The sequence below is a fragment of the Mycobacterium sp. genome (genome assembly GCF_049673265.1).
Lineage (GTDB): Bacteria > Actinomycetota > Actinomycetes > Mycobacteriales > Mycobacteriaceae > Mycobacterium.
In genome coordinates this window covers 1-4,188 of the sequence record NZ_JBATXN010000197.1, presented here as the reverse complement: position 1 = coordinate 4,188, position 4,188 = coordinate 1, and the positions used below count along the sequence as shown (strand labels likewise).

Sequence of the window (4,188 nt, the reverse complement as noted above, 5' to 3'; positions counted from 1 at the left end):
CCGCGGATCAGGATCGACTCAAAGTGCAGGCCTGTCTTGGCGACGTTCGCCTGACGCCACATGCCGATCTGGATCTGGCGTTCATCCGACTGCGCCTGGTACCAGGGGTGCCGGCCCAGCGGGTCGGTTGCCGGCAGCTTCCAGCGCGGGTCGTTGTCGATGACCGCGAACTCGGGGGACTTCCAGTCGATGTCGGTGTACGGGTTGAAATTGCGTCGCACCGAGCCCTCGGACAGGGTGTTGAGCATCTCCACGTACTTCGGGTCGTCCAGGACATCCATGTTGCGGCGCCAACGTCGCACCATCTTCGTCCGAGCCGTCTTCTGGGCCATCACAGCCTCCCAATGAGGTTTACATTTGTACGCGCTATGTCCAACGACAGTACCGCAGGTATCGCAAACTTTCTAGACCCTTGATTGCCACTGTGGCCCACCCGTGAACATGTGTACACTGTGACTTGCGTCACACGCCGCCCGCGTGATCAGCGGGCGCGGGCGGGTCACTAACCTGGTGATCATGGCTGAGGCGCTCGCGATTCCCGACAACATCAAACCCGGCGACGGACGGTTCGGCTCCGGCCCGTCGAAGGTCCGAGCCGAACAACTGCAAGCGCTCTCTACCAGCGCCGCTGCGCTTTTCGGCACCTCGCACCGCCAGGCACCGGTGAAAGGCCTTGTCGGCCGGGTGCGCGACGGGCTACGAGACTTCTTCTCGGTGCCGGACGGCTACGAGGTGGTGTTGGGCAACGGCGGAGCCACGGCTTTCTGGGATGCCGCGGCCTTCGGGCTGATCGACAAGCGGTCGTTGCACCTGAGCTACGGCGAGTTCAGCTCGAAGTTCGCCTCGGCGGTCACCAAGAACCCGTTCGTGGGCGAGCCGATCGTGATCAAAGCCGACCCGGGCAGCGCGCCCGAGCCGCAAAGCGACCCGTCGGTCGACGTCATCGCCTGGGCGCACAACGAGACCTCGACAGGGGTCGCGGTGCCGATAACGCGGCCCGACGGCGCCGGCGATGCGCTGATCGTCATCGACGCCACCTCCGGTGCCGGCGGCCTGCCCGTCGACATCGCCGATACCGATGCCTACTACTTCGCGCCGCAGAAGAACTTCGCCAGCGACGGCGGATTGTGGCTGGCGATCTTGAGCCCGGCCGCACTGGGCCGGATTGAGGCCATCGCCGAGTCGGGGCGATGGGTGCCGGACTTTTTGTCGCTGCCGATCGCGGTGGAGAACAGCCTCAAGAACCAGACCTACAACACTCCGGCCATCGGCACGCTGGTGCTGCTGGCCGAGCAGATCGAGTGGCTGCTGGGCAACGGCGGGCTGGAGTGGGCGGTCAAGCGCACCGCGGACTCGTCGCAGCGGCTGTACAGCTGGGCCCAGGAACGGCCCTACACAACGCCTTTCGTAGCCGAGCCCGGGCTGCGCTCGCAGGTGGTGGGCACCATCGACTTCAACGATGACGTCGACGCCGCGGCGGTGGCCAAGGTGTTGCGCGCCAACGACATCGTCGACACCGAGCCGTACCGCAAACTCGGCCGCAACCAGTTGCGGGTCGCGATGTTCCCGGCGGTCGAGCCTGACGACGTCAGCGCCCTCACCGAGTGCATCGACTGGGTGGTCGAGCGGCTATAGCTCGCTCACGGAAAAGAAGCCCAGGTGGCTCCCGCGTGTCAAAACGGTAACGGCCGCTGACTGCACTAGAGTCCGCAGCTGACAGGCCTGGCGCGCTGGTCTGCGAGGAGCCTGCGAGGAGACACCATGCGGGAACTCACGATCGTCGGACTCGATGTTGATGGCAAACATGTCATCTGCGAAAGCACCCGAGACAACGGGGATCCGGGCGACAAGTTCAAGATTCGGGTCGACGACCGGCTAAGGGCGGCTGCGCGTGGCGACGGGGTCCGAGTGGGTCAGACCCATATCGACATCGAGGTCCCCAGCATGCTGCGTCCCAAGGAAATACAGGCCCGTATCCGCGCGGGCGCATCCGTCGAGCAAGTCGCGGAGGCCGCCGGGGTGGATGTCGAGCGCGTGCAGCGCTTCGCCCACCCGGTGCTGCTGGAGCGTTCGCGCGCAGCCGAGCTGGCAACTGCTGCACACCCCGTCCTCGCCGACGGCCCCGCGGTGCTGACGCTGCTGGAAACCGTCACGTCGTCGCTGGTGGCGCGTGGCCTCAATCCGGACATCACCACGTGGGACGCCTGGCGTAACGAGGATGGTCGGTGGACCGTCCAACTGGGCTGGAAGGCCGGGCGCAGCGACATCCTCGCGCATTTCCGCTACTGCCCCGGCGCTCACGGCGGGACGGTCACCGCGCTCGACGATCCAGCCAGTGAGCTGATCGATCCCGATTTCGACCGCCCGGTGCTGCGGCCAGTGGCCCCCGTCGCCCAGCTCGACTTCGACGAGCCCGCACCCGCACCGGTGGAAGCCCCGACGGTCGAACCCAAGAGCGAGCCTGCACGCAGCCGACGTGGCAAGCCACCGGTGCCGGCATGGGAAGACGTGTTGCTCGGTGTCCGTTCCAGCGGGCAGCGCTAGCGGAATAGCTCCATCGACACCAGAGTCACCCAGCCGGCTGTCACGCCCACTCCGGCGCCCATCACCAACCAACGGAGTACCGGCGTGTGCCGCCATCCCCATAGCGTTGGCGCCAAACCCCCGGCCGCGACGACGTTGAGCCCGACGGCCAACAACGGATGCACCCGGATCAGCCCCAGACTCAGCACCACGACGGCGACCCCGGTTGCCGCGGCGACAAACCCGGCCACCGTCAAACCCGTTGCCCACGGCGTGGATTCGTCGATCACTAGCGCCGCTCTCCCCCGCAAGCGGGTGGTGCCCCCACCTCATCGCTACTCGTCATGTTCGTCGCCGGCGCGGATCATCAGCCGAGCCTAGCCCGCTCATAGAATGCCAACGCCGCTGCGGTGGCGACGTTCAGTGAGTCGGTGCCGCGTGACATCGGGATGCGCACCCGCAGATCGCTCAGCTGCAGCACAGCGCGGCTCAGGCCTGGCCCTTCGGCGCCGACCAGCACCGCGACCCGCTCGTCGCACACCGTGGCCATTGCCTCGGGCAACGGTATCGCGTCAGGGCTAGGGGTCATTGCCAGCAGCCGAAACCCCTTCTGGCGCAACGTCTTCAAGTCTGCTGGCCAGTCGGCCGCTTGCGCATACGGCACCAGCAGGGCATGGCCCATGGAGACCCGCACCGCGCGGCGATACAGCGGATCAGCGCAGCCGCTGCCGAACACCACCGCATCGACGGACAGACCCGCGGCGTTGCGAAAGATCGCACCCAGATTTTCGTGGTCGTTGACGCCCTCGAGCACCGCGACGGTCCCAGCGCCGTCGACTACCTGCGCGAGGCTGCGCGCGGGCTCACGACGCGCGGCCGCCAGTACCCCGCGGTTGAGATGAAAGCCGACCGCCTCGGCCATCACCTCGGCGGATACCCGATAGAACGGTGCGGAGTTACCGGCCAGATCTGCCTTGAGCTCAGCGAGTCTGCGGTCGGTGCCGAGGAAAGCTAACGGGGTAAAGGGCGACGCCAGCATGCGCTGGACCACCAGCACACCCTCGGCGATCACCAGCCCCTTGCCGCTTGGCAGGTCGGGCCGACGGTCGATGCTGTTCAAATCCCGGAAAGAATCCAGCCGTGCGTCGCCCGGATCGGTGATATCGATGACGACCACACCGTCGATGCCATCGGCGCGGTCAAAGTCGGCTGAACTCAAGGGCTTTCGTCGACAAGGGCCAAGATCAGGTCGGCGGCGTCGCGCAAGGTATCGCGTTGGGCATCGCCCAGGGTCTCGAGCCGCTGCGCGAGCCACTCCTGGCTGGCTCGGCGTTCGGCCTCAAGAAGTTCGGTGCCGGCTTTAGAGACTGACACCAAGACCTGTCGGCCGTCGTCGGGGTGCGCAACGCGGTCCACAAAACCAAGATCGGCCAGCGAGGCGATTACCCGCGTCATCGACGGCGGGCGAACCCGTTCTCTGATGGCCAGCGAGCCAGGGGTCATCGGGCCGAAATTGGCCAACGTCGCCAGCGCCGACAGCTGCGACAACGACACCGGGGACTGCGGCCGGCGGAATCGCAGCTGCCGGGACAGCCGCATCACCGCCAACGACAGGTCGCTAGCCAACCGGCTATCACGATCGATCACAATCGCGAACGTTACGAC

General features: G+C 66.4%; 6 protein-coding genes. 2 read left to right on the top strand and 4 right to left on the bottom strand.

Annotation, left to right across the window (positions count from 1 at the left end):
- The coding region (locus WBF82_RS06950) for a diiron oxygenase (protein WP_424382329.1) at positions 1-332 on the bottom strand (332 nt) is incomplete at its 3' end.
- 184 nt (positions 333-516) lie between these two features.
- Here WBF82_RS06950 and serC point away from each other — a divergent pair.
- Positions 517-1,635, top strand: coding sequence for a phosphoserine transaminase (gene serC, locus WBF82_RS06945; protein WP_424382328.1), 1,119 nt, complete (start codon positions 517-519; stop codon positions 1,633-1,635).
- 126 nt (positions 1,636-1,761) lie between these two features.
- Positions 1,762-2,544: a septation protein SepH gene (sepH, locus tag WBF82_RS06940; RefSeq protein ID WP_424382327.1), complete on the top strand. Its 783-nt coding sequence runs from the start codon at positions 1,762-1,764 to the stop codon at positions 2,542-2,544.
- Here the strand turns inward: sepH and WBF82_RS06935 are convergent.
- The 3 genes from WBF82_RS06935 to WBF82_RS06925 form a co-directional block, all read right to left on the bottom strand.
- Positions 2,541-2,813: a DUF2537 domain-containing protein gene (locus WBF82_RS06935; protein ID WP_424382326.1), complete on the bottom strand. Its 273-nt coding sequence runs from the start codon at positions 2,811-2,813 to the stop codon at positions 2,541-2,543. The genes sepH and WBF82_RS06935 overlap by 4 nt on opposite strands.
- 77 nt (positions 2,814-2,890) lie before the next feature.
- Complete coding sequence (locus tag WBF82_RS06930) at positions 2,891-3,709, bottom strand: TrmH family RNA methyltransferase (protein ID WP_424382331.1); 819 nt, start codon at positions 3,707-3,709, stop codon at positions 2,891-2,893.
- A gap of 29 nt (positions 3,710-3,738) precedes the next feature.
- Positions 3,739-4,170 (bottom strand): MarR family winged helix-turn-helix transcriptional regulator, encoded by a 432-nt coding sequence (locus tag WBF82_RS06925; protein WP_424382330.1) that lies wholly within the window; start codon positions 4,168-4,170, stop codon positions 3,739-3,741.
- Between the last annotated feature and the right edge of the window lie 18 nt (positions 4,171-4,188).

Excerpts from the sequence above, each read along its gene's own strand:
- serC (WP_424382328.1), top strand. The coding sequence starts at position 517 with ATGGCTGAGGCGCTCGCGATTCCCGACAACATCAAACCCGGCGACGGA.
- sepH (WP_424382327.1), top strand. The coding sequence starts at position 1,762 with ATGCGGGAACTCACGATCGTCGGACTCGATGTTGATGGCAAACATGTC.